This window comes from Brevibacillus sp. NRS-1366, from assembly GCF_050467985.1.
In genome coordinates this window covers 67,373-92,316 of sequence record NZ_JBITPN010000036.1, presented here as the reverse complement: position 1 = coordinate 92,316, position 24,944 = coordinate 67,373, and the positions used below count along the sequence as shown (strand labels likewise).

Genomic DNA, 24,944 nt, shown 5'->3' with positions numbered 1-24,944 from the left:
TTTTCCAGTAAAAAATCTACTTATTCGCTTTGGGAATGATCCGAAAGCCAAATGAGATGGCCTTCACTTCCCCATCTTCGTCATGAATAAAACCGACGGAAAACTCTCTTCCCGCGAAGTTAACCCAGAAATAGTCCTCTCCGATTGGCTGTAGCGAATACTTTTCTTTGTTTCCGATCCCGTCGATGGATTCATTTTGCACTAGATGTAATGCCCCTTCTTCCAGAATGACACTTAAATCCGCACCTTCGCCCGATATAAATCGTCCAACATACCTGCCCAATTTTTCAACAGGAACGGGATACTCCTCACTGTACGTCTCAGCGGAAGCGTCTGCTGGACGCCCTGCCAACGTATTGATTGCTGCCGTAACTACTCCCTCAACAGGTGTGCCTACCAAATTGGCCAAGCCTACAGCCGTGATTCCACACTCCGGCAAAATGGTCAGTTGGGCCGCTACACCCTTTATCGCGCCTCCATGTCCTACCAACGTTTGACCAAAGAAATCGGGCTGGATCTCCAATCCATATCCGTAATAACTGTGATAACTACAACGAATATGTGGCCGCATCATTTCCTTAACGCTTTCCTCAGAAAGAATACGCTCCTTGCCGACCAGTCCACCTGTACGGAAAATCTCGGCGTAGTTCAGCATGTCTCTCAGAGTAGAATTTAAGAGGCCAGAGGCTGCTACGACCAGACCGTCTTCCCAATCTGGATCAGGGTATAGCTCCTGTTCACCATTATTCTCCCGGTAATGGTAAATCGTTGTTACATCAGGAAATTTGGGCAGATCACTGAGGTAAAATGTACTACTCGACATGCCTGCCGGATCAAGTATATGATCCTTTACATAAACGTCGTACGGTTTCCCGCTCACCCTGTGTATAATGCCGCCAAGCAATGAATAGGAGTCATTGGAGTAGCTGAAATACTGTCCGGGGGCTCCGAGCAGCTCATACTCTTGTTTGTTGAAAGCGTCCAAATAATCGGCGAACGTATCAACCGGTTTTACATCTTCCTTTTTCAGAAATCTGTAGATCGGATGATTCTCATCGGATAGAACCTCACGCATAGAACTATTGACAGCAAGTGCATCAACAGGAAGCGGCGGAAACCCGGCTGAATGAGTCATAAAATGATGAATGGTCATCTGCTCTGTTTTCGCACGATCAGGTGTCCGTAGTTCTGGCAAATATGTGATCACAGGATCATGTACGGACAGCTTACCCGCCTCCTGTAACTGCATGATAGCCATACACGTAAAGGATTTTGTCACTGATGCCAGCCCCATTATAGTATCTGGCGTTAATTCCAGCCTTTGCTCTGCATTTCGGTAGCCAAAGCTTTTTCTGTACAGGCTCTCTCCGTCTTTATTCAAACCTACAATCAGGCCAGGTGCGCGACTTCCTGTAAACACATTTTGAGCAAAGTCTTCAAAGGTAGCTTCCCAAGCTTGTTTTTTCATTTGATATGCCTCCTATCAGTCTGATAAAAAATGAAAAACCCGGCCTTCCGTTTTAAGAGAGGCGGGCCACACATTACTCGTTAACCCACATATCCTGTATATTTATACCCATTGACGGATCTTCCTTGACTCCGTGGATGCGTTTACTGATGAGATTCAATTCTTTTGGCATGAATAGTGGGACCTGATAGGCTTGTTCTACCACTATCTTTTGAATTTCCTCATAAATCTTCTTTCTTTCTCCTGCATCCATCGTCATACGTCCTTTTTCCACAAGCGAATCCACCTGCTTATTGTTGATCCGGCTTGAGTTGAAGCCTCCGACCTGGCCGGAATGCATCAGTAAGTACAGAATATCCGGGTCAGTGTACGAATAGCCACTTCTGCTTATTTCAAACTTTCCGTTAGTGGCCATTTCCAGCTTAGTTGCTTTTTCTACCACTTGAATTTTCAGATCTATGCCAATTTCTTTCAGCATGCTCTGAATCAACTGATTTCCAGGGGAAGATTCAGAAGTCAGCATCGTAAAGCTAAGTGTTTTCCCGCCCTTTTCTCTGATACCTTGGGCATTTTCCACCCAACCGGATTCTTCCAGCAGTTTTTTCGCTTCCTCTACATTGAATTTATGGGCGTACTGTTCGATATTTTCATCGTAACCAAACATAGAAGCAGGGAGCGGTCCGTAGGCAGGCTCTCCTTCTCCATCTAAGTCTGCCAGAATAATCGCTTCTTTGTTAATCGCCATATTAAAGGCTTTACGCACATTTATATCTTGCAGGATCTCGTTTGTGAGGTTGAACTCGACGTATTGGATACTAGGTGGTGCAAATGACTCAAGTAAAGTAAAATCCTTGCTGTTCCTGTATTTGTTCGCTTCTTTTGCGGGAAATCTCATACCGATGTCAATGGAACCGCTTTCCATCGCTGCCACCATTGTCGAATTTTCTTTAATGAACTTGATGACAAGCTTGTCCGGTCTTGGTGGTCCCTGATTCTCCGCAGAACCGTCCGCCCATTGGTACGCTTCATTTCGCACTAGCGTAATCGATTCACCCGTCTTCCAGCTTTCAAATTTCCAGGGGCCAACACCTACAGGGTTTCGGCCATACTCTTTTCCGAACTTTTTGATGGCATCCATTGAAAGCGGGTGCAATGTGATCAAATCGGTGAGAAAAGGAGCTGACGCCTCTTTTAACTCGATAACAAAGGTTTTATCATCAGGAGCTGATACGGATTTAACAGGGCTCACTATAATGCCTGCGAGTGATGCAGCCATATCTGGCGCCAATGCCCGATCAAAGGTGTCTTTGAAAGACTTGGCTGTCAACGGAGTGCCGTCGTGGAGGGTTACTCCGGAACGAATTTTGAAAGTCAACGTCTTTCCATCCTCGGAGGTCGTATACGACTCTGCCAGATGGGGCTTTAATTCACGAGTTTTTGGATCCTGATAAACCAATGCCCCTCCCATAAAGGTCGTCAAAATACTTGCATCTGACGATTGAAATTTTTGAGCATCCAAGGAATCAGGTTCCGCTGGAAGCCCGATCGTGACGGTACCTCCATTTTTCGGTACCAAACTGCTTGCGTTTGATTTTCCTGCGTCATTTGGCTTATCAGTTGGAGCCGGAGCTGGTGTTGAGCTGCAACCAACCACTGATGCCAAAAGCAAACCAATTGCCAGACTGCACGCTATGAATCTTCCTTTCTTTCTGTTATGAAACATGTTGAAAAACCTCCTTTTTTCAAGATTACCGGGTTTCTGCCGTATTCCTTTCCAAACTTTTTAAGCGCTTCCATAGATTAAGGTTCCATACCCGAATCGCGGTAGCCTAACATCATTTCTGCTATTTTTTTAGCATACTCTTTAACCTCAAAAACCTCATGATTACCTAATTCATCATAATTTCTTAATACCGCAATCGTCATACGTTCTTCTGGGAAACGCATAAAGTGTGAACTGTATCCAGCCCAAAGTCCTGAATGTTCTACGTAAGGACAATCAAAATCTTCGCCAATGCGCAAGCCAAAAGCATAATCTCCATTATCAATAATCATCTGACCAGTTGGAGAAGTTTTCGGACCTACCTCAGCCATTCTTTTAACAAGGTCTTTCCCACCAACCGTACCTGTAGTGTAGTTTTGTCCCCATTTGACTAAGTCTTCAACATTCGAATGAACGGCTCCATCGCCCATATGCTCCCAATCGCTTTCATATATTTCATATGCCCCTTGCTCATTCTTCATGTAGCCACGAGCAACTGGAAAGTTTATAGGATAGCGATCCACGATTGCTGTGTCGTTCATGTGTAAAGGTTCAAAAATACGCTCCTTCGAAAACTCGCGAAGGTTTTTTCCACTAGCTTTTTCAACTACTAACGATAATAAGAAGTATCCTGTGTTACTGTACTCAAACTTTGTTCCTACTGGAAATTTTGCCATTTGATGATTTTCAAAATGCTCTAATGATTTCTCAGGAGTTAACTTATCCGTATAAAAAATTTTTTCTTCTTCAGCTAAATCCATGTAATCTACTAATCCACCAGTGTGATGAACGAGATGCCTTAGTGTCACAGGTTTAGCATATGCTCCAAGAGAAGGTACATACTTTAAAATGGAATCATCTAGATTCAATTTACCCTCTTGCTCTAGTAATAAAATGGAAAATGCTGTAAACTGTTTTGAAACGGATCCGAGATTAAAAATGGTTTTAGTCGTTATCGGTAGGTTTTTTTCTATTGAATCTAAACCGACTGCCCCTTTGTATGTAACACCATCGTCGAAACTCGCAATATAAGCACAACCGGGTTCATTTGGTGAGAGCTTGTTAAATAATTGTTCAATCGCTGTCTGTGTTGTTTGTTTGTGTGTACGATTCATAGAAATTCCCTCCCTTTTTTTTCCAGAAGGTAATAATGGACAGGTTCTATGGGGTCACTTTTGATAAAATCGCAAACAATCCAACCATTCTGAAAATAATGCTTAAAAACTGCCCGGGTTTCCATCCGCCAACGCAGCGCCAGATTGAAATCCCTTGCTTTGACTGCCTGGAATGCTGAGGGTACAGCAACGATAAGCTGACAATCATGCTGCTCCTGTGTGAGATCAATTTCTTGCGGCTCGGGATCGCCTTGCGGGTTGATGACAAATTGCAAGGCTGGCTTTGCATGAGCGTCCATTTCTCTCTTTTTTCGCGGATTCGCCAGCTTCTCCGTTACGTCCGGATGCCTGATCCACCACTCTACCTGAAACCGGTCTGAAGGTATGCCGGCATTCAAAATATCTGTCATCTCGCCGTAGCAGTTCTCGAGGTAAGTAGAACAAATTGCCCCCAACTTGCGAATGTTCAGATTTCCGTTGACCGTTTCCAGGGGATCGTACGTCCATGAAACAAGGTCATAGCCTTTTTCAATCGCGGCCTTCTGTTGTGCCAGTTTGAGCTTCTCTCCTATTCCCCCCCTCTGGTAATCGGGATGGATGCCCAAGTTGTGCGAGCAAAGGTATGCCTTCTCGCCGTCAAACCCCGCAAAGCTGTATTGAAAGCCGACCAGGCGCTCCCCAGCAAATGCTCCTATAACCATGCCGCCGTGTTTGACGGCCGCCATCGTTTGATGCAAGGGCACGGGGTCATCAGACGCCCAAATGATTTCTTCCAGCTCTTTTACTGCCAGAAGTTCTTCATATGTGTTCATAAGTCTGATTGTAAGAGATGCCGAAAGCTGTTTGTCGTGCATGAATACTCACCTCCTCTCCCAAGACGAAGTCAACTGCCGACTATTCCAGGGATGTTCTTTTGTATTTCATAAAAACGCTAAGGTACTTCGTCTTATGCTTTCGCCTTGAATTATTTTTCCCCATCTTGTGTAAGAATAATTTTCTACATATATTAATCAAGAAGAAATAAATACTTCTTTGATCCATTGTATCATAATTTTAAAAAAAACAAATTGTTTTGCATAAAAGAAAACCGCCATTCCACCGAGCAGTTATCTTCACCTGTGTAACTTAGCGAGAAAGGCGTGTTAATTCATTCAGCAGTAGGGAGCCATCCTCGCCTCCTCGCCTCCTCGCCTCCTCGCCTAATGCAAATCAATGAAACATGACTAGGAGTAAAGCAAGAAAGATGCCGAATAACAAAATCAACATGCATTGTTCAAACGAGCTAATCACGCAAAAAAACTTGCGTAAATTACGCAAGTTTTTTTGCCTTTGAGACACTGCCAGATAGAGAGATGCTCGCCTACGATCAGGATCGAAAAGATGGCGGCCAACACCAGCACATCCCCGATTTTCGGATCAAAACTGTCCTTCACCGTCAAGAGGGTTAGTATAAAGTCCTCCTTCTAATTCTTTCCACAAAAAATCCTGTATCAGCAAAGGTTTAGTGCGTGCAAACGTCCCCTTCGTAAAAATACGAAAAGAACGCACTTTATCTCGTTACTTATTCAACTTTAGTCAGCTGTCTCAAGCCACGTAAGACTCGTATAACATGTCCCTCACTGTTACGGATGAAACGAATGGCAATCTCCTGATCATCTTCTGTAAACACAAAACTGTCTTCACCTATATAACTTAGCGAGAAAGGCGTGTTCCCTAATTCATTTAGCAGGAGGGAGCCATCCTCGTAACTGATTGTGATGCTATTCCCTTCTAATGTGGAGAATGTACCTACATATTGGTTGGCATGATCAGCCGACAGTTCTTGTTTCTCATAGGCGATGGCACGTGCTTGAACCGGTCTCGATTGATATCCGTTTAAGGACGCTTCCATAATCGTTGGCAACGGTGCTTTCACTAAATTGGACAGTGCTGCTCCCGTAATACCCTGTTCTGGAATCAGAAAGATTTCAGCGCTGACTCCCTTTATGTTTCCTCCATGCTCGACCAAAGTCGCACCGTGGTAGTCAGTATGCACCGAGAATCCGTATCCGTACCATTCACTTTGCGAGATTTCAACAAAAGGTTTCATCATTTGTTCCACACTTGCGGCGGAAAGAATTCGCGTATTGCCGACCAAGCCCCCAGTACGGAAAATCTCCAGATACTTCAACAGATCTCTCACTGTTGATTTTAAGAAACCGGCTGCTCGCATCGGTGGAGCATCCCATGGGGCAGGCGAGGGAAACACTTCCTTGTCCTCAACAGCTTCTTTATATGAGTATAGAGTGGCTATGTCAGTATTTCCCTGTAACTCCTCAAGATGAAATACACTATCGGTCATACCTGCCGGGTCCAAAATACTTTCTTTCAAATAGGCTTCAAATGACTTTCCACTTACTCTTTCAATAATGGCGCCAAGCAAAGCATAGGCATCGTTCGAATAACTGAACTCAGTTCCCGGCTCACCAAGGAAATCGAAATGTTGGGACGCGATAAAATCCATCAATTCCTCATAAGTATCGATGGAATTTATCTCTTTCATTTGTTCTACCGCTTCCTTCATATGGGGGTCTGCTTCGAAACTTCGCTTTAAGGAAAATTCAAGAGCAGGCAGCGGTGGCAATCCTGCTGTATGTGTCATAAAGTGGTGAATAGTCATCTGTTTCGTTTTCTCGGCATCTGGAGTCCGAAACTCTGGCAAGTACTTTGCCACCGGATCATGAACAGACAGTTTTCCTGCATCCTGAAGGTGCATAATAGCTGCGCAGGCAAATGATTTCGTGCAGGAACCGATCCCGAAAACCGTGTCCAGTGTGATCTCCGTTTTGTGCTCCACATCGCTATAGCCGAACGTTTGATGATAAAGAAGTTCTCCATTTTGCGCAAGAGCAAGGATGGCGCCTGGTGTCTTTGTATTATCCAAAAGCTTCTGCGTATATTCTTCAAAAGATTGTGTCCAATTGTGGGTACTCATTTCCATCATCCTTTCTTTTTCATTGTCCCATCTTATATCCTTTTCTGAAGTTCCTTTTTAATAAATCTTCCTTGCTTTATCATTTCAAACTGTCCATCTCGAACAACGGGATAACCATTGACAAAAACATGCGTAATCCCCACTGCGTCTTCACCAGGTGATTCATATGTGGCCATATCCGCAACCGTTTTCGGATCAAATACGACTATATCCGCATAGGCTCCTTCACGGATGATTCCCCGATCTTTTAACCCTAGTTTTTTAGCAGGGAACGAGGTCATCTTTCGAATCGCATCCTCCAATTGCAGAACCTTCTCATCTCGGGTATAGTGGCCCAATACTCTCGGAAACGTACCATTGCAACGGGGGTGAGTCTTCACGTCTGGTAACCCATCAGAGCCAATCATCGTCTCTGGCTGCTGCATGATAAAACGCACATCCTCTTCACTCATATCGAAGATAACCATGATCGCGTCGCCTTCCTCTTCTATCAATACATCAAGGAGAGTGGATATGGGGTCCTGTTCCTGATTACGTTCTCTCGCGATTTGGGCAATACTTTTTCCTGCTATTTCCTTATTTTTAGCCGATGGGATAACTATATTCTCCAAGCCCGTATTCTCAACACAATTTTCCCATCCCGGAATTCCATGCTCGATATCGTGTCTGATTTGCTGTCTCATCTGGGGATTTCCAAGACGGCCCAGCATTTCCTCTGTTCCTCCTTCATGGCACCAGGGAGGCAATGTTATAGACAGACTTGTACAAGCAGCCGTATAAGGATATACATCCATGTCTACATCAATTCCATCCTCGCGCGCTGCTTTTACTTTGGGAACTGTAATCTGAGGCATTCCCCAGTTCTGCTTGCCGGCCGCTTTATGATGGGAAATCTGAACGGGAACCTCGGCATTACGACCGATTGTAATTGCCTCTTCTACGGCTTCTACAACCAGATCAGCTTCATTACGCATATGTGTCGTGTAGATCCCATTATAATCACGAACGACATGACAAAGTTCAACCAGCTCTTCTGTGGTACAAAAGACTCCTGGCGGATAGATCAGGCCGCTAGAAATCCCAAAGGCGCCTTGTTCCATCGATTCTGCTACGAGTCGAGACATCTTCTCCATTTCTTCTGGAGTCGGAGGACGGTTATCAAATCCCATTACAGCAATGCGAACAGTTCCGTGCCCTATCAGAGGAACTAAATTTGTCACAAGTCCTAATGAAGTCGAAATCTCCGCAAACTCCGCTAGGGAAGTCCACTTCAAATCGACCGCTTCTATTTCAGCACCAACATACTTTGTCAGTAGGTCACTATTTTCCGGATTTACCGGATAGACACTCACACCACAATTACCAATCACTTCTGTAGTGATTCCTTGCATAATTCTCCCTTTGCAAAGCTCGGGAACAAACGCAGCAGTATCCGAATGTGTATGGATATCAATAAAACCAGGTGCAACCGCTAACCCCTTCACATCTATTTCTTCATCAGCAGAAAATCCGTTTACGGTTCCAACCTGAACTATGCGGTCGCCGCTAATTGCAATATCTGCCTTATACCAAGAATTCCCGGTCCCGTCGTACACCTGACAATTTCGGAGAATGACATTCATGCTTCAACGCCCCACTTTTATCACCTTCGTGATTTATTGTTGAATCCACACATCGTACACGGATAACTGAGCCATTCGATTTAGCTTTGCCCCTTGAACTCGTTTGTTTACCACCGTGAAAAGTTTTGGTGAATAAAGTGGGACTCCATAGGCTTGCTCAATATCTAGTTTCTGAATGTCTACATAGCTTTTCCGTCTTTCCTCTTCGTTCATTGTCGTACGCCCCTTTTCTAACAGGGCATCCAGCTCTTTATTGTTAACTCGCCCGAAATTGGCGACCCCAATTTGGCTGGAATGCTTCAACAAATATAAAATATCAGGATCAATGTCTCCGTAACTATAAATAAATAAGTCGAATGCTCCTTTGAGTCCTTGGTCCACTGCAGCGGCAGTTTCAAACATTTGAATTTCCACATCTATTCCAATTTCCTTTAACATGCTTTGAATTAACTGATTGCCAGGATTCGCTTCATAAGCCATCAGTGAAAGGCTAAGCGTTTTTCCATCTTTTTCTCTGATTCCCTGCTCATTTTCCTTCCATCCAGATGCCTCCAGCATCTTTTTCGCTTCTTCCACATTGTATTTATACCCGTATTGTTCAACTGCTGGATCGTATCCAAACATCAGAGAAGGGAGCGGACCATGAGCAGGCACACCTTCACCCTGTAAATCAGCCTGAATAATCGCTTCTTTGTTGATGGCCAGATTGATCGCTTTGCGTACATGGATATCTTTCAGAAACTCGTTTTCCAGGTTCATTTCCATAGAATACACCACAGGTGCTGTTCCCTCGATGATGGTAAACTTGTCATTGTTCTTATATTTTTTTGCATTTTTACCCGGTATGGTGGCGATGTCGATTGCGCCGCTATCCAATGCAGCCAGCAAAGTCTGGTTGTCTTTAATGAACTTGATCACAAGCTTTTCAGGTCTAGGCGCTCCTTTATTTTCTGCATAGGGTAATCCCCAACTGAATTCTTCATTCCGTACCATGGTAATCGATTCGCCGGTCTTCCAGCTTTCAAACTTCCAGGGCCCGATTCCCACGGGATTTCTGCCATACTCTTTTCCATACTTTTTGATTGCGTCTATAGATAAGGGCTGCGTGTAGCCTTCAGACGTCAAATAGGGAAGAAGTGGCGCTGCCGGTTTGTCCAGATGAAAGATCAGGGTTGTGTCATCAGGGGCGGAAATGGATTTTATAGATGATAATAATTGTGCCGCTATAGGTGAAGCCGTTTCTGGTGCCAATGCGCGTTCATAGCTTGCCTTGAAAGATGCCGCTGTCAAAGGTGTACCATCGTGAAACTTCACACCGGTACGAATTTTGAACGTGATGGTCTTCCCATCCTCGGAAGCTGTGTATGATTCTGCTAGATAGGGTTGTAATTTATTTGTGACAGGATCAAAAGTGACAAGGGAGCCTCCCATGTAGCCTGAAATAGAACTACCTGTTGATATGGACGTTTTGTGTGGATCCAATGTATCAGGCTCCGCAATCTCTGCTATCGTAAGTGTCCCGCCCTTTTGTGGTTCTAAACTGTTACTCTTCCCAGCCTCATTGGTTGATGGTGTTGGAGCAGAGCTACAGCCAATCAGTGAGATTACTAACAGGCATATAAACGTGATATATGCGGTGCAAGTTCCTTTATATGTGTTTTTAAACATAAATCAGCCCCCTTTTCTAGTAAAAAATATTGTCCACAACTACTACTCCTCGATTGACAAGGTTACTGAATTTATATTGTTTGATATTTTCATCGCAACCAAACAGAGAAGGAGGGATCGGTCCGTAGGCAGGCTTACTTTCTCCCTGTAAGTCTGCCTGAATAACCGCTTCTTTGTTAATCGCCATAGTAAAGGCTTTATGTGCATTTCTATCTTGGAGGTAATTTATTCGACTTTATTCATGTACCTGGAGCAAAAGAGAATTCCTTTTACTTCTCCATCGTTATTCCTCAAGAAACCTACAGTCATATCATAGTCATCTATTTTTGTAATAAAAGAATCTTCGCCAACATAACTCAACACGAAGGAATCTTTGTCATCTTTCATCACAATCGCGCCATCCTCCCCCTTGATCCTGAGAGGTTCACCGCCTTCGCTACTTGCAAATGCTCCTTCATATTGACTTGCCTGATCAGTCGGTAATTCTTGTACATGATACGAGATTGCTGGTGTATCAAGCGGTCTTGATTGAAATCCGTTTAAGGAAGCTACCATGAGTGTAGGTGCTGGCGCTTCAACTAGATTCGTCAGAACTACTCCCGTGATACCTTGTTCTGGAACGAGATAGATTTGCGCACTTACACCCTTTATGTTTCCGCCATGCTCCACCAAAGTTGATCCGTGGAAATCAGTACTCACACCGAAGCCGTACCCATAATATTGGTTCGGTGAAGTTTTGAAAAAAGGTGTAATCATTTGCTCTACACTAGCAGCGGAAAGAATTCGCTTGTTGTCAACTAAGCCGCCTGTGCGGAATATCTCCAGGTATTTCAGTTGATCTCGCACGGTTGATTTTAGAAAACCGGCCGCTCGCATAGGCGGGGCATCCCACGGAGCTGGAGAGGCAAACACTTTCTTCTCGGAGCCAGCTCCCTTGGAAGTGTACAGCATGGCTATGTCCGTATGCCCCTGAAGCTCTTCAAGGTGGAAAACAGAATTGGTCATTCCAACCGGATCCAAAATACTCTCTTTCAGGTACGCTTCAAATGACTTCCCGCTCACTCGTTCGATAATCGCACCAAGTAATCCATAAGCATCATTTGAGTAACTATAGTAGGTTCCTGGTTCCCCCAACAATTGGAAATTAAAAGACGTAATAAAATTCATCACGTCCTCGTATGTGTCAAGTGGAGCATGATTGGCAAGCTGCTTGTTAAACATTTCCCCTTCGCTAGATTTTTGCAAGTCAGGATCTGCTTCCAGACTACGTTTCAATGCGTAAGTAAGCGTCGGCAAAGGTGGCAATCCAGTCGTGTGTGTCATAAAGTGGTGAATAGTCATCTGTTTGGTTTTCTCTGCATCTGGAGTTCGGAATTCGGGAAGGTACTTCACTACTGGGTCGTGAACAGACAGTTTTCCTGCATCCTGAAGATGCATAATAGCTGCGCAGGCAAATGATTTCGTGCAGGAACCGATCCCGAAAACCGTGTCCAGTGTGATCTTCGTTTTGTGCTCCACATCGCTATAGCCAAACGTTTGATGATAAAGAAGTTCTCCATTTTGCGCAAGAGCAAGGATCGCGCCTGGTGTCTTTGTATTATCCAAAAGCTTCTGCGTGTATTCTTCAAAAGATTGTGTCCAACTGTGGGTACTCATTTCCATCATCCTTACTTTTTCATTTTGGAAATACAGTTTCCTGATCAAGCGGATAAATGGGGCGTTGAAGTCGTTTGTAATCGAATTGGGTAAATTGCAGGCAGGTAAGTCCAGGTGAGTCTACCGTAATGATCCGGGCTGCGATCGGTTCAAAGGAAGCCCTAAAGTGTTGGCTGGATTTTAGCGCGACAATCTTATACTCCAAAACGTTAATGCCATGCAACAGGAAAATCTGTTCATCCATCACCTGGGCTCGCACAGAACAAACGAGTATATCTATCCCGCCTACCTGCAGTCTTGCTGACTTACCATAATTGACTTGACTTCCTTTTCCCATCGGAGTTGAAGCGATAAACTTTCCGTCCGACAAGCTTTTTACATAGGCTATGACAGATAGTGATTCTCCGTGCAGCGTATCCGTTTTACCGCCCAGCTTTACTTCGATTGTTGAGCCGACCCCAGCCTCATGAGCGATTTGCGCAACACCTGGATCGTAGATAAAACCAAAGCAGGCATTCTCCAGCTTTGCTTCCAGCATCGCTTTCAGCAAGTGAGTCCCATCTCCAGGTGTACCCCCGCCAGGATTGTCAGAGGTTTCATTAATGACAACAGGCAAGCCTTCTGACCCAAGTGCTTCCTGTATGCCTTCTGTAGAAGTAAGAACATGCGGTGTAAACTCATCCCGCTTTTCCCAAACCAGTCTTGCAACATCCTCTGTCACTCGCTTTGCCAGTTCTTTGTCGCCATCTACGACACTGATAATGGAGACGCCCACATCAGGTGTATCGGTATAGGGGAAACCGTGAAAGAACGCGCAGTCGATGACTCCTGGCTCACTCTCCCACTTGTAGCACGCTTCATTAATGTCCTTTGCAGGTGAGAGATTGGTCGTCGAGGTTGGGATCATCAGCGGCAGCTTTGTAAGATGCATTACAGGTTTGCACTCGCCTTTTACCATACGATGGGCAACGTCAATTGCTTCGGCAGCTCGTTCATACATGTCCACATGTGGATATAAATGAACGCCAAAAAGTGCATCTGCTTCCGCTATCATTTTCTCGGTCAGATTTCCGTGCAGGTCAAGGGCTGCGGTAAGTGGAATGGAGTAGCCGATAACAGAGCGAACTGCTTGTAAAATCTCTCCTTCCAGATCATCAATCCCCTCTACTACTCCTGCTCCATGTAGCCCCAGACAAACGGCATCTATCTCTCCTGCTTGTTTGATACCATCAAGTAACTCCTTTATTACTATTTCATACGTTTCCTTTGTGATTATTCCTGATGGTTCGGCAAAAGCAGAGAAAGTGGGTACCAATTCAATCCCCAACTCTTCTGCCCTATCAATCATCCCTCCTACAAAGTCACGCACATTTCTACCCTTATCCAGAATCGCTTGTCCATGCTCCCACTCTAGTTGCTTAAAGGACTCCACTGTTGTAGGTACACTGGAAAATGTGTTTGTCTCGTGAGCTACGACACCGATTGCAAATCTCATTTGTCTTCCCCCTCCTTCAAAGTCAGAATTATTTTTAATGATCGATTCTACTTCCAAACTTCACGGTACACTCTCATAAAGTTTTTGCTCAAAATTCGCTCAATGGCTTCATCCTTATACCCTCTTTTCGAGAGAGCACGGATTAAATCAGGTATCTTGGCGTGTCCTTTTACCACATCAAAATCTTTGCGCGGCAGCTCATCCAAACTCCCTGGAGAATCGTACTTCATAAATGGCTCGATCATATCAAGACCTAGCCCGATGTGTTCCACACCCACCAGCTTGACGATATGATCCACATGGTCAATGAGGTGTTCCAGGTCAGACTCTTCATCCGTATCTGCTACAAAAATGTTTACGCCATTCATGCCGATAACACCATTGGTGGAAGCGATCGCCTTGATCTGCTCATCCGTGAGGTTACGCATGGAGTTAACGATCGATCGACAATTGGAATGAGAGGCAATAATTGGCTTTTTAGCAAACTCCATGACATCCCAGAAGCCCTCGTCGTTTAAGTGACTCACGTCGATGATCATTCCCATCGCTTCCGCCTCTTCGACCACTTGCACGCCAAAATCGGTGAGTCCACCCTTTCTGCCCTCACGCTTTGGAGTAAAATGACTGCCATCGCCAACGAAATTACGTCTGCTCCAAACCAGACCCATAAAACGAACACCCAGTTCGTAAAAAACGCGAATCATACTTAAATCGTTTGATAGAGGCTCAGCCCCTTCTAAAGACAGGACAAGACCCACTTTACCCGTTTCTTTCGCTGTTTGGATATCATCAGCGTTCTTACAAACCATGATTTTATCCGGTGATTCACTCGCTTCCGCATGCAGAGCACTGATTTGCTGAAGTGCTTTACGCATGCCCATCTCCGGTAAAAATTTGTCATCGATAAAAATAGCGGCGACAATTATATTCACTTTGCCTGCCACAAACTCAGGCAAAAAATCCGTTTCGATCACTTTTCTTCTGCCCTGCTCTCTTTGAACGGCAACGTCTAACAACAAGTCAAAATGACCGTCAATGATATGTGTCATGCGTATCGCTCCTTTTCACACTACTTCAGATTTTCCGGGTTAAGACTCTCCAATTCAGGAATGACAAAGCGTCCGTCTTTGCGAATCAATTGATCATCAAACCAAATCTCTCCGCCACCGTACTCTGGACGCTGGATCATCACCATGTCCCAGTGAATGGCAGACTGGTTCCCATTATTCGCGGCATCTTCGTAGCATTGACCCGGTGTAAAGTGAAAGCTGCCATCGATTTTTTCATCGAATAAGATATCCAACATCGGCTCCCGAATGGCAGGATGAACACCGATGGCAAACTCCCCGATGAAACGGGCGCCTTCATCCGTATCTAAAATTTTGTTGATTCGCTCTGTATCATTCGCTGTCGCATTGACAATCTTCCCGTCTTTAAACTCCAAACGAATGTTTTCGAACGTAAAACCTTGGTAAGGGGACGGTGTGTTATACGTGATCACACCATTCACAGAATCCCGAACCGGTGCCGTATACACTTCTCCGTCCGGAATATTGTATTCACCTGCACATGGATTCGCCGGAATGCCTTTGATTGAGAAAGTAAGCTCTGTACCTGGTCCCGTGATCTTCACGCGGTCTGTTTTCTCCATTAATTCTTTTAGAGGCTCCATGGCTTTTGCCATCTTGGCGTAGTCCATCGTGCACACATCAAAGTAGAAGTTCTCAAACGCTTCTGTACTCATAGTAGCCAACTGTGCCACAGAAGGATTCGGATAACGGAGATAGACCCATTTTGTTTTTAGACGCACCATCCTAACGGGTTTGTATAGCGAAGCAAACAGCTTCATCTTGTCATCGGGTACATCTGAGAGTTCACTGATATTAAATTCACCGTCAATCATAATGCACGCTTGCATTTTTTCCATCTGATATTTATCAAGGTCAGCCCAGGTTTTAAATTGTTCTTCCGTTCCTTCCATCAAAAGCTGGCGACGTACAGAAGATTCGCTCATATTCACAAATGGATGTCCGCCTGCTTTATAGATTGCTTTCACAAGTTCTTTTATCAATGGTGTGTCAATTTCAATCGCTTCGATTAATACATGATCGCCCTTTTGCACCTTGGTAGAGTAGTTTACCAGTACATCAGCCAATTTCGTAAGTCGTGGGTCCAACATGTTAATAACACCTCTTCCGTTATTTTTTTGCAAAAGGAAGGAGTAGGGTAACTTACTGAGCCACCCAAGTGTCCGTATAGAGTAGACGATCTGGACCTAACTTCATGTTCTTCACACGTTTATTCACTACAATAAACTGCTTGTCGATGTAGATTGGAACAATATAGACTTGCTCAATCATATATTTTTGTATGTCTGAGTAGACCCGTTTTCTGGCCTCCAGATCAACGGTAGTGCGACCCTTCACTAATAACTCATCTAGTTTGGGGTCATTAATCGCCGAATCGTTAAAGACACCGATTTGACTAGAGTGGAAGAACAGGTAAAAAATATCTGGTTCGACATCCGTATAAGACATAACAGTGAGATCGAACTGTCCTTTGCTCGCTGCATCCAACATGGCGCCAGGGTCCATATTGTTAATGGTAACTTTGATCCCCAGCTCACCCAGCATCGCTTGCACGAGCTGTGTTTCTTTGGCCTGGCTTTCACTGGAAAGCAAGGTTAAACTAAGTTTTTTACCGTTCTTTTCTCTACTTCCTTCAGCACTCATCTTCCAGCCAGCTGCATCCAGGAGCTTTTTCGCTTCCTCTTGACTGTACTTATAGTCCAGTTCTTCAACTGCTTTGTCGTAGCCAAAGAGAGTAGGAGGCAACAAGCTGTGAGCGACTTCTCCTTCACCCTGCAGTGCTGCTTGAATGATTGCTTCTTTATTAATCGCCATGTTCAAAGCTTTACGCACCTGAACATCCTGGAGAGCTTCTGTCCTCATGTTCATCTCCAGGAACAGACCGATACCGCTTCTCATTCTTTCCATAACCTCAAATTTGTCACTGTTTCTATACTTTTTGATCTCTTTAGCCGGTACGTTTAGGGCGATATCGATAGAACCGCTGTCCAAAGCTGCTAGCCTGGTTTGATTGTCAATAATGAATTTAAAGACAAGCTTGTCTGGTCGAACCGGACCTCTATTTTCATAATACGGCTCAGCCCACTTGTATTGGTCATTGCGTGTGAGAGTAACGGCCTGTCCTGGCTGCCAGCTTTCAAACTTCCACGGCCCCACTCCAACAGGGTTTCTTCCATAGTCTGTACCCGATTTTTCGATTGCCTGCATAGACATAGGCTGTAACCAACCAGGAATAGATAGGTTAATAAGCAGCGGAGCAAAAGGTTCCTTTAATTCCAAAATAAGCGTTTGATCATCAGGTGCCTTCACCGTTTTCACTGCCCCTAATGTGGACAAAACTGACGTTGCCTTTGTTTTCGGATCGAAAATCCGATCAAACGTTTCTTTGAATGACTTGGCGGTCAAAGGAGTACCGTCGTGAAAGGTAATGCCGGAACGCATTTTAAACGTCCATGTTTTTCCATCCGGAGTGATTGTGTAACTCTCCGCCAGATGTGGCTTAATCTCATGTGTGGTTGGATCCATGTAAAGAAGTGTCCCGCCCATCAGTCCGGCAATTTCGTCCGTTACGCTTGCACCATTCGATTTATGAACGTCAAACGTATCTGGTTCTTGTGGGTAGCCGATTGTAATGGTTCCACCAGTTTTAGGTTGACCACTCGTTTTTTCAGAATTTGTAGTTCCATTGTCTGAATTCGAGGTACCTCCACTGCAACCACTCACTACCAGCATAGCAATTACCGCCAGCATGCAAGCGCTAAAAAATCTGCTTCTCCATCTGCCTTTGACCATAAATATCCCCCTCTTTTTGTAAAAGCGCTTTCATTACATCTTACATTCGAAAGAATTTAATTCTCCTATTCGTATTCTTTGTAGGAGTATTTACATTTATACCATAATCTTCTGAACAAATAAATACTTTACTCAACTTTCCCCCTTCCCACGAAAAAACGGCTGCTCGATGGCTCAGTCTCTTCATGAGCTACCATCGACAGCCGTTTTTGATTGTTCAAGCCATATTTATCTCTTCTATTTGCCTCTATTTATTAACCATTCTACGTCTTCCAAGGTAGGCATAGCAGGAATGGCGCCTGTCCGAGTCGTGGCAATCGCACCTGCGGCATTGGCAAACCGAATCATCTGTTCGAGGTCCTGCGCGGAGAGTGCCGTCATTTCTTCTTTTGCCTCCAGTATTTGATACAACATCCCCCCGAAAAAAGCGTCCCCTGCACCTGTCGTATCGACCGCATCAACCTTGAAGCCTTCCACGATCCCATAATGATTAGGCGTCCGATAAAAGCAGCCTTTTGCCCCGAGCGTAACAAGAATGATTTGGTTGCCGTATTGCTTGATTATCCATTCAGTAGCCTCTTGCACGTCATTCGTCGGCGCTACAAAAGCAACTTCTTCTTCGGACAGCTTGACGATGTCGGCCTGCTGAATGCCCGATAGAATCATCCGTCTCGCTTCATCGGCGTTTTCCCACAGTGATGCTCTGTAATTAGGATCAAATGAAACCTGGCGCTGATTTTCCTTTGCGATCTCCACAGCTTTTCTCGTTGCCGATCTTGCAGGCTCATGTGTCAGCGAGAGCGAGCCAAAATGAAAGAGGCGTGCCTGTGCCACCAATTCCTCGTTTATGTCTTTTTCACACAGCATCGTATCTGCTCCCGGATTGCGGTAAAAGTAAAAGGAACGGTCTGATCGCTGGTCAATATGCACAAAGGCCAAAGTAGTAGGAGCGTCATCCGTCAAGACAAGCCCCTCGGTTCCGATGCCTGCACCCATCAAGGTCTGTTTCAAAAAACGACCAAAGGCATCGTTTCCCACTGCTCCGATAAAAGACGTCTTCTTTCCGAAACCCGACAACGCAGTGAGGACATTCGCCGGAGCTCCTCCAGGGTTTTGCTCGAAGGCGATTTTTCCTTTTTCGGCATGGGTCACAGGCGTAAAATCGATCAATAGCTCGCCACAAGCAACGACATCCAGCATCTTCTTCTCTCTCCCTCTTCTACCAGATGCCTTCCAGTATGGCATACGTTCCTATTTCCACTCAACCCGTTCCAGATTTACTGTCCCGCTCTTGGGAAATTCTTGTTGAATCGCCTTTTCATCTACTTGCCTTCTTCCCATGCTATTTTCAAGCGCTCAGGATCGATCCGTAGAGGCTTGCGCAGCCCTTCTACGGAAGCACCTATATTCAGCTGCAGGTAAAAAATATTTGGAGGATTTTTTGGAAAGGAATTCGCGCATAGGAAAAGGAGCCGGGCAACACTAGACGAAACCAAAAAACTCGCCATCATCAGGCGAGTTCTCTGTGTTACATGAGCGATTGTTTAATAAATCGATAAATCCCAAGCGCCAGCTATGTGCCCTAGCAGTACGGTCCCAGCTACACTGTTGCCGTACTGGTCGATAGCCGGGCCATATACGCCGATCCCGCATCCCTCCCCAAAAGGTGTCTGTCCAGGTCGCCCTCTGGGAGGAACGGCTGCCATAATCCCGCCGGATACGCCGCTTTTGGCTGGCACACCGACAAAAGCGGCAAAATTACCGGAAGCATTGTACATGCCGCACGTTACCATCAGCGCTTTCGTCAGCCTCGCTATTTCTTTGGAAAAAAGCTGCTCCCTGCGAATCGGATGGTAGCCGTCATGGGCTAAAATAAAACCGATCATGGCGATGTCTTCTGTCGTTACCTCTATAGAGCATTGCCGGATGTATACTTCCAAAGCTTCTTCCGCCCCGCAGCCAAGAAAACCGGTCGCAGTCAAATAATGAGCGAGCGCGCGATTGCGATGAGCCGTCTTCCACTCGGACTCGTACACTTCTTCATTGATCTGATGCTGACGCCCTGTCATGCTTTGGATGATGGCTATGAGGGACTCGAATTTTGCCTGCGTCGAATGGCCTTGGAGCAAGGAAGAGACGGTAATGGCTCCCGCATTGATCATCGGATTAAAGGGTCTTCCTGGTTTGTGCATCTCCAATCGGATCATGGAGTCAAATGCGTCTCCCGTAGGTTCGACATCCACCCTCTCCAGCACATACGGAATGCCGTGATGCATGCAGGCGGCAATGAAGCTGATCACTTTTGAAATGCTTTGCAAAGTGAAGGCGACCTCCCAATTACCTGCGGCCGCTTTTGTTCCGTCCGGGCCGATGACACAAATGCCTAGCTGCGCTGGATCTGCTTTTGCCAGTGCAGGAATATACGCCGCGCACTGTCCTTTTTGGGCTTCTCCCCGATACTGCTCGACCCATCTCTTTACGTCATCTTGAACCTGATTTTGATCCGGTGCCGTCTCTCGATTTGTTCCCACTGTATGCTGAACCCCTTGCATTTCCACTCTTCCCTTCGCGCTGGACAAAATTTCTCTCATCGTAGTTGCTCAAAAAGGAGAACAAACAAATCGGACTTTTTGAACTTCCTTATTAGATGGTTAGCTGTGCTTTTTTCGGTGGTAGTATTTGGTCTGGAATCAAGGAAGTGTATTCCTCCCCTTCCAAACGCTCCTGCCATTCCGCTTTTGCCTGTTCGATAATCGCCAGATTTTCCATGGCTTCGATCGCTGTGCAAGCAATTACTTTTCCTGCCTGCAGCATGCCTTTGTGAGCGATCGGCATCGCGCCTTGCGAGACGACCTGCCACGTATGGAAAGGCGTTCCCAGCGCCCAGCACGTCGTCATGCATTGCATCGTCGGTACGACCCAGCTGACATCTCCCACATCTGTTGAGCCTGCCAGTGTAAACTCATACTGCGGAAGCGGACCGATGACATCGGCAATCGCCTTGCCTTTTAATTGTTTGGCCGTTTCTTTGTCCACGCCGACAAGCGCAGCTCGCAAGTCCTCGGCAGAAAGCGACTCCTGGATTTGTTTGGCGAAACGCTGATCATCCTCATCGTAGGAAGGCACACCGACTGCCACCATGTTTTCATGCATCACCTTTGCCAGCACGGTGTTCGGTACGAGGTTGGAAGCCGTCCCTTCAAATACGGTTTCCATCGTGGTGCCAGTCATCAAAGCAGCACCTCTGGCGATATCGTACACTCTGTCATACAATTCCTTCACTTGCTGCTTTTTCGGAGCGCGGATCAAATAAACGACTTCGGCATACGGCTGTACGACATTCGGCGAGATCCCACCCGTATCGGTGATCGCATAATGCACCCGTGCTTCGGGGATCATATGCTCTCGCATGTAGTTGACCCCGACGTTCATCAGCTCGACGGCATCCAGAGCACTTCGTCCCAAGTGCGGAGCAGCCGCAGCGTGGGCACTTTTCCCATGAAACTGGAAGCGAACCGAGTAATTCGCAAGTGAACTGATATTCATGATGCCCGGTGTCGTCGCAGGATGCCAGGAGAGAGCAAAATCCACATCAGCAAACAAGCCGGCACGTGCCAAATACGCTTTTCCAGAGCCGGCTTCTTCTGCCGGACAGCCAAAGTATTTCACAGTGCCTGCAAGGCCCGTCTGTTCCATGTAATCCTTGATAGCTACGGCTGCTGCAAATGCTCCCGCACCCAGCAGGTTATGTCCGCAGCCATGCCCATGCCCCCCGGAAATGATCGGGTCGTTTGTGACCATGCCCTTTTTCTGGCTCAAGCCGGTCAAGGCATCGTACTCTCCCAGAATGGCTACCACTGGCCCTCCGCTGCCAAAGCTGGCGACAAATCCCGTATCGAGTCCAGCAATCCCTTTTTCCACCTGAAAGCCCTCTGCTTCCAGCGCGTTGCACAAATATTCGGCGGATCGATGTTCCTCAAAGTAAATCTCCGGGGTTTCCCAAATTTTATCGCTCACAGTTATGAACGTATCTCTTTTTTTCTCGATCAAAGCTGAAATGATTTCTTGCTTGTTCATGCTGTACGCTCCCCTCTAAGCAGCTCTCCTTTTTCATAGTTCATCGTCAGAAGTGCCCCAATGCAAATGACAGAAAAACCGATCAGCATCCAAAACGCAGCTGCAAACGAACCATTGAATGCTTCTACGATAAATCCAATCGCCATCGGCGTGATGAAACCAGCAAGCTGTCCACCTGTATTCACGATACCCATGCCTGTGCCCGTTACTGAAGCTGGCAGGTTTTTCAGAACAACTGAAGGCAACAGAATAATCACAAAGGAAATGAATAGCGTCACGATTGTTTGATACGTAATGAAGATCGCCACACTCGAAGCGTTAAACATGAGGTACAACAGGATTCCGATCAAAACACATGCAAGGCTCCCTAATGTTTTTTCTCTGCCCCGCGGTAGCTTGTCCAACACATATCCACTCGCATACACCCCTACCAAGGTTGCGATTCCTGGGATCATCTGCAACCAGCCGAGGGATACCAGATCAAGCCCACGCACTTTGACGAGATAAGTAGGCAGCCAAGTCGCGAGGCCCCAGTTCACGGCGTATATGCTGAAATACGCAATTAACAGATTCCACAAGAGTGGTGTTTTAAACAGCAAGGCAAGCGAGCCTTTCTGATTGGCGGAGGTACTTGCAGGATTTGCTGAGGTCGTTTCTTCTTTTGGCAGCTTGATGAAGCGCCAGTATAAAAAGGCGATGATAGCGCCGATCACACCGATAATGACAAACATGGTGCGCCAGCCAACCGTCTTGATCATCGCAGCGGACAAGATCGGAACGAACAGCCCTACAATCGCCCCCGATGACAGCATCACAGACATGGCACGGGAGCGTTCTTCCCGGGGATACGCTTGGGCAATTATTTTTGAGCTGGCTGGTTGGAATCCGCCTTCCCCAATTCCGAACAGAAAACGGATCAGAATCATAGAAGCCATGGACCATGCCGCTCCGGTCAAGGCAGTAAAAATAGACCACATAATAACAGAAGCAATGAGTACTTTTCTCGAACCGAATCGGTCTGCCAGCCATCCCCCTGGCATTTGCATGAGGGCATAGCCTGCGAAAAAGCTGCTGAGCAATAATCCCGTGGATGAGGCGCTGAGCTGTAAGTCTTCCGTGATCGCCAAAATGGCATAGTTCATCACATAACGGTCCAGGTTTCCTAATGCCCAGCCTAAAAAAAGTAAAGCCAAAATCCAGTTCCTCGTGCGCGCTGATACCATATCTGTGGATACCTCCTTCTGGTTGCTTTCCAAGATCGTCTCTCTTTTTGGAGAAAGCGCATTCAACCTGATCCACGCTTGTTTTCACCTAATAAAGAGAAAAGAAGATTGAACTGATTCTTATTTACCGCATAATTAACGACATGTCGCAATTAATACTGTACGAAATTTTGAGACTATTATCAACCTATTTTTTTTGCATTCGCGAGGAGTTTTTTTCAACAAAAAAGCATCCCAATCATAGGATGCTTACAGCAGTCGGTATAGCTTGCTTGGCCTGCCACGCGTGGTTTGCGACTCCTCCCCCGAGCATACGGCCAGCTCTACAGCGCATAGATCCGCTACAATTCTTTGCGCATTTCGTTCACTCATTTGCAGATACTTGGCCAAATCCTTCGTCGTGAAATCCTCCCACCCCATTTTTTGCAGCAAAGCGTCCAGCTTTTTGTACGTCTTGGCGCTAATGTTACCCTTTTTCAGCTTTTCTAGGATCTCTTTATCATCCGCCCGGTAGGAGTAGACCAGCTCTTCTTCCTGCCCAACCCATTCGACGATCGTTCCATCGTCCTGGACCATGACGATATCTCGCGTCGCTTTTTCTTTGGATTGGCGCAAAGCGCGGTGCGCATTCACTTCTGCTGCAAAAGCCGTCTCGCCAAATCCAATTCCGACCGCAACAGTCGTATCCGCTTCCTTCGCCAAGTACTGGATGGTTTCTTGTAGTATAGGAATCTCCCGTTCGATTGTTCCACGCGAACTGAAAATGACGTATCTGCCATTTCCCTGCTCCAAGAGTGAGCCGTCCAATTGCTCGCACAGCTTGATCAGCGCTTCCTTGATCCGAAGCTCAAGATACTGCCAATGATAGGGCGTCTTCGCGCTTTCTTTGATCCTGTCAAACTGTTCAACCTCGATCATTTCGATCCCGATTTGCGTATCTTTAAAATACGAGGTCCTGACCTTTTCAACAAAGACTCGAACCGTTTGGTGAATCTCCATTTCACTGGGTGAAATCCAATAGGCGGGAATCCCTGCCTCTACTAATGCTTGATAGACGGTCGGATAGCAGGTCATTGCTCCGTCCGTTTTTTTCTCGTTCCAAAGATCAAGGTGAAATTCGAGCAGCTCCTGCGGGTCGATCGACGCGTCGAACGTCTTCATATACAAATTGCTGACCGAAATATGAATCGTCCGCAGTGACTCTTCCATGTAGGTAGTAGATAACAGCATATCGATGCTGACTCGGTCGATGAGCTTTCGCTGAGCGTAGACCATTTCCAAAAAACCTTTGTAAATGCTTGATTCCGTTGCGTAGATGTGCTCCATCCGCTTGTTCGTGCCCATCGCATTTTTGGCAACCATGTATGGAATCGGTCCGGAAAAAAGCCAGTGATCCACGTACTGATCATTTTCCAGCACGATTTTCTCCGTCTCTTTTGTTTCTGTGTATGGGTATGGAATGAAGTTCATTCCTTGATCAAATTCCTTTGCCACCGAAAGAATTCTCTCTACCGATTTCTTTGGGCCAACCACTCCAATTTTAAACATCGTTTATCCAACCTCTGCATCTTGTCATTACGAGTATTGTATACACAACATCTGGCACAAAGCTACTGATTCGTCAGGGACTGAGGGTCTTCAACGTTAAGGGGGACCTGGACACACAAAAATAGCCGGTTTTCACCACCATAAGGTTGTTACCGGCTTTTACGGACTATTTCATTTCATTTCCATACGGTTCTACTACTGGACGGTTCTACTACTGGCAGCATAGCCTATTTATTCCACAAGCCACAAAAGCACTATCCCCACTACAACAAGAATAATTGTAGGGATGAGCCCTAGTCTACTTAATGGACGTAAATCTCCAAATTGAGCGCGATCAAATGAATCTTTTAAATTTGAATATGGGTTTTTTTTATACTCCTCTTTTCGGCGCTTATCATCATCGTCATTGTTCACTTTACTCACCCCAATTAACATTAGTTTCTCAAACCCACTCA

General features: G+C 45.8%; 18 protein-coding genes. All 18 read right to left on the bottom strand.

Features of this window, described 5'->3' with window-relative positions; genetic code table 11:
* Positions 1 to 16 precede the first annotated feature (16 nt).
* The 18 genes from ACIFQN_RS24785 to ACIFQN_RS24700 all read right to left on the bottom strand — a co-directional run bounded on the left by ACIFQN_RS24785 (position 17) and on the right by ACIFQN_RS24700 (position 24,903).
* Positions 17 to 1,468, bottom strand: a complete 1,452-nt coding sequence (locus tag ACIFQN_RS24785; RefSeq protein ID WP_429835711.1) for a serine hydrolase domain-containing protein — start codon at positions 1,466 to 1,468, stop codon at positions 17 to 19.
* Positions 1,469 to 1,541: 73 nt separating this feature from the next.
* Positions 1,542 to 3,191, bottom strand: a complete 1,650-nt coding sequence (locus ACIFQN_RS24780) for an ABC transporter substrate-binding protein (RefSeq protein ID WP_429835710.1) — start codon at positions 3,189 to 3,191, stop codon at positions 1,542 to 1,544.
* Positions 3,192 to 3,268: 77 nt separating this feature from the next.
* On the bottom strand, positions 3,269 to 4,345 hold the full coding sequence (locus ACIFQN_RS24775) for a serine hydrolase domain-containing protein (RefSeq protein ID WP_429835709.1): 1,077 nt from the start codon (positions 4,343 to 4,345) through the stop codon (positions 3,269 to 3,271).
* Complete coding sequence (locus ACIFQN_RS24770; RefSeq protein WP_429835708.1) at positions 4,342 to 5,199, bottom strand: GNAT family N-acetyltransferase; 858 nt, start codon at positions 5,197 to 5,199, stop codon at positions 4,342 to 4,344. The genes ACIFQN_RS24775 and ACIFQN_RS24770 overlap by 4 nt, the downstream gene beginning before the upstream one ends.
* Positions 5,200 to 5,906: 707 nt before the next feature.
* On the bottom strand, positions 5,907 to 7,319 hold the full coding sequence (locus tag ACIFQN_RS24765) for a serine hydrolase domain-containing protein (RefSeq protein ID WP_429835707.1): 1,413 nt from the start codon (positions 7,317 to 7,319) through the stop codon (positions 5,907 to 5,909).
* A 32-nt stretch (positions 7,320 to 7,351) separates the two neighbouring features.
* A complete protein-coding gene (locus tag ACIFQN_RS24760) occupies positions 7,352 to 8,941 on the bottom strand; it encodes an N-acyl-D-amino-acid deacylase family protein (RefSeq protein ID WP_429835706.1) in 1,590 nt (529 codons plus the stop codon).
* Positions 8,942 to 8,974: 33 nt separating this feature from the next.
* Positions 8,975 to 10,609, bottom strand: a complete 1,635-nt coding sequence (locus ACIFQN_RS24755) for an ABC transporter substrate-binding protein (RefSeq protein WP_429835705.1) — start codon at positions 10,607 to 10,609, stop codon at positions 8,975 to 8,977.
* 225 nt (positions 10,610 to 10,834) lie between these two features.
* On the bottom strand, positions 10,835 to 12,265 hold the full coding sequence (locus ACIFQN_RS24750; RefSeq protein ID WP_429835704.1) for a serine hydrolase domain-containing protein: 1,431 nt from the start codon (positions 12,263 to 12,265) through the stop codon (positions 10,835 to 10,837).
* Between the two features lie 19 nt (positions 12,266 to 12,284).
* Positions 12,285 to 13,760 carry a M81 family metallopeptidase gene (locus ACIFQN_RS24745; RefSeq protein ID WP_429835703.1) on the bottom strand — a complete coding sequence of 492 codons (1,476 nt, stop codon included), beginning with the start codon at positions 13,758 to 13,760 and terminating at the stop codon, positions 12,285 to 12,287.
* A 47-nt stretch (positions 13,761 to 13,807) separates the two neighbouring features.
* Positions 13,808 to 14,809 (bottom strand): dipeptidase, encoded by a 1,002-nt coding sequence (locus ACIFQN_RS24740; RefSeq protein ID WP_429835702.1) that lies wholly within the window; start codon positions 14,807 to 14,809, stop codon positions 13,808 to 13,810.
* 20 nt (positions 14,810 to 14,829) lie between these two features.
* Positions 14,830 to 15,939 carry an aminopeptidase gene (locus ACIFQN_RS24735; protein WP_429835701.1) on the bottom strand — a complete coding sequence of 370 codons (1,110 nt, stop codon included), beginning with the start codon at positions 15,937 to 15,939 and terminating at the stop codon, positions 14,830 to 14,832.
* 52 nt (positions 15,940 to 15,991) lie between these two features.
* A complete protein-coding gene (locus tag ACIFQN_RS24730; protein ID WP_429835700.1) occupies positions 15,992 to 17,641 on the bottom strand; it encodes an ABC transporter substrate-binding protein in 1,650 nt (549 codons plus the stop codon).
* A 237-nt stretch (positions 17,642 to 17,878) separates the two neighbouring features.
* Positions 17,879 to 18,841: a carbohydrate kinase family protein gene (locus tag ACIFQN_RS24725; protein ID WP_429835699.1), complete on the bottom strand. Its 963-nt coding sequence runs from the start codon at positions 18,839 to 18,841 to the stop codon at positions 17,879 to 17,881.
* Positions 18,842 to 19,185: 344 nt separating this feature from the next.
* Complete coding sequence (locus tag ACIFQN_RS24720) at positions 19,186 to 20,172, bottom strand: glutaminase (RefSeq protein ID WP_429835698.1); 987 nt, start codon at positions 20,170 to 20,172, stop codon at positions 19,186 to 19,188.
* A gap of 112 nt (positions 20,173 to 20,284) precedes the next feature.
* Entirely contained in the window at positions 20,285 to 21,718 is a 1,434-nt protein-coding gene (locus ACIFQN_RS24715) for a M20 family metallopeptidase (RefSeq protein ID WP_429835697.1), read from the bottom strand.
* Positions 21,715 to 22,941 carry an MFS transporter gene (locus tag ACIFQN_RS24710; RefSeq protein WP_429835696.1) on the bottom strand — a complete coding sequence of 409 codons (1,227 nt, stop codon included), beginning with the start codon at positions 22,939 to 22,941 and terminating at the stop codon, positions 21,715 to 21,717. The genes ACIFQN_RS24715 and ACIFQN_RS24710 overlap by 4 nt, the downstream gene beginning before the upstream one ends.
* A 249-nt stretch (positions 22,942 to 23,190) precedes the next feature.
* Positions 23,191 to 24,489: a hypothetical protein gene (locus ACIFQN_RS24705; protein ID WP_429835695.1), complete on the bottom strand. Its 1,299-nt coding sequence runs from the start codon at positions 24,487 to 24,489 to the stop codon at positions 23,191 to 23,193.
* 231 nt (positions 24,490 to 24,720) lie between these two features.
* Positions 24,721 to 24,903 (bottom strand): DUF6366 family protein, encoded by a 183-nt coding sequence (locus tag ACIFQN_RS24700; protein ID WP_429835694.1) that lies wholly within the window; start codon positions 24,901 to 24,903, stop codon positions 24,721 to 24,723.
* Between the last annotated feature and the right edge of the window lie 41 nt (positions 24,904 to 24,944).